Below are 1,979 nucleotides of genomic sequence, written 5' to 3' on the forward strand. Positions count from 1 at the left end.
CTCTCGGCGAGCCGCTCCCCGGCCCGGGGCCGGTTCTCCGCGACGACGCCACGCGCGCCGGTGGACTGGGGTGAGCTCCACGCGTGGTCCTGCAGTGCCGTACGGGGCCCTGGCCGGGGCGGGGCGGCGCGTCTGGCGGGCGCGGCGCGGGTCGTACGGTCCGCCCGGAGCAACGAACCGGGCGCCGCGACGGTCACGGCCGCCGGGGCGGGCAGACGAGTGAAACCGGCCAGCCCGGTAGACTCGATGGCAGACCCCAGCCCGTCGCCCGCCGCGCACCCTCCGTAGGGCGTGCCGCGCGACACCTTTCGTACCGCTGCCGGAAGGCCGTCCGTGTCCTCTGCTACTCCCGTCCAGTCCGCACCTGAGACCGACACCGTCCTGGTCGTCGACTTCGGTGCCCAGTACGCCCAGCTCATCGCCCGTCGGGTGCGTGAGGCCCGGGTCTACAGCGAGATCGTGCCGAGCAGCATGCCGGTCGCCGAGATGCTCGCCAAGAACCCGAAGGCGATCATCCTCTCCGGTGGTCCCTCGTCGGTCTACGAGGAGGGCGCGCCGCGCCTCGACGGCGCGATCTTCGAGGCCGGCGTGCCGGTCTTCGGCATGTGCTACGGCTTCCAGCTGATGGCCACCGTGCTCGGCGGCACCGTCGACAACACCGGCGCCCGGGAGTACGGCCGCACCCCGCTGACCGTCTCGCGCACCGGCTCGACCCTGTTCGAGGGCGTCCCGGCCGAGCACTCGGTGTGGATGTCGCACGGCGACGCCTGCTCCGCGGCCCCCGAGGGCTTCACCGTCACCGCCTCCACCGACGTGGTGCCGGTCGCGGCCTTCGAGAACGACGAGGCCCGGCTCTACGGCGTCCAGTACCACCCCGAGGTGCTGCACTCGGACCACGGCCAGCAGATCCTGGAGCACTTCCTCTACCGCGGCGCCGGCCTCGCCCCCACCTGGACCACCGGCAACGTGGTCGAGGAGCAGGTCGCGGCGATCCGCGCCCAGGTCGGCGACAAGCGCGCGATCTGCGGCCTGTCCGGCGGCGTGGACTCGGCGGTCGCCGCCGCCCTGGTCAACAAGGCCATCGGCGACCGGCTGACCTGCGTCTACGTCGACCACGGTCTGATGCGCAAGGGCGAGACCGAGCAGGTCGAGAAGGACTTCGTGGCCGCCACCGGCGTGCAGCTGAAGGTCGTCGACGCGCAGGAGCGCTTCCTCGACGCGCTCAAGGGCGTCAGCGACCCGGAGGAGAAGCGCAAGATCATCGGCCGGGAGTTCATCCGGGTCTTCGAGCAGGCGCAGGCCGAGATCATCGCCGAGGCCGGCGAGCACGGCGAGTCGGTCGACTTCCTCGTCCAGGGCACCCTGTACCCGGACGTGGTGGAGTCCGGCGGCGGCACCGGCACCGCCAACATCAAGTCCCACCACAACGTCGGCGGCCTGCCCGAGGACCTGCAGTTCGCGCTGGTCGAGCCGCTGCGCAAGCTGTTCAAGGACGAGGTCCGGATGGTCGGCCAGGAGCTCGGCCTGCCGGAGGAGATCGTCCAGCGCCAGCCGTTCCCGGGCCCGGGCCTGGGCATCCGGATCGTCGGCGAGGTCACCAGGGACCGCCTGGACCTGCTGCGCGAGGCCGACGCGATCGCCCGCGAGGAGCTGACCGCGGCCGGCCTGGACCGCGAGATCTGGCAGTGCCCGGTGGTCCTGCTCGCGGACGTCCGCAGCGTCGGCGTCCAGGGCGACGGCCGCACCTACGGCCACCCGATCGTGCTGCGCCCGGTGTCCTCCGAGGACGCCATGACCGCCGACTGGTCGCGCCTGCCGTACGACGTGCTGGCCCGCATCTCCACCCGGATCACCAACGAGGTCCGCGACGTCAACCGCGTGGTGCTGGACTGCACCAGCAAGCCGCCGGGCACCATCGAGTGGGAGTGAGCACTCCCCGCTGAACACCCGCGCCGTCGCCCCCGTACCGAGGGGGCGAC

General features: G+C 72.5%; 1 protein-coding gene. It reads left to right on the plus strand.

Annotated features, from left to right (window positions below):
• Window positions 1-333: 333 nt before the first annotated feature.
• On the plus strand, window positions 334-1,929 hold the full coding sequence (guaA, locus tag ABD308_RS39250) for a glutamine-hydrolyzing GMP synthase (protein ID WP_344345900.1): 1,596 nt from the start codon (window positions 334-336) through the stop codon (window positions 1,927-1,929).
• Window positions 1,930-1,979: the final 50 nt, after the last annotated feature.

Source organism: Kitasatospora putterlickiae (assembly GCF_039527695.1).
Lineage (GTDB): Bacteria > Actinomycetota > Actinomycetes > Streptomycetales > Streptomycetaceae > Kitasatospora > Kitasatospora putterlickiae.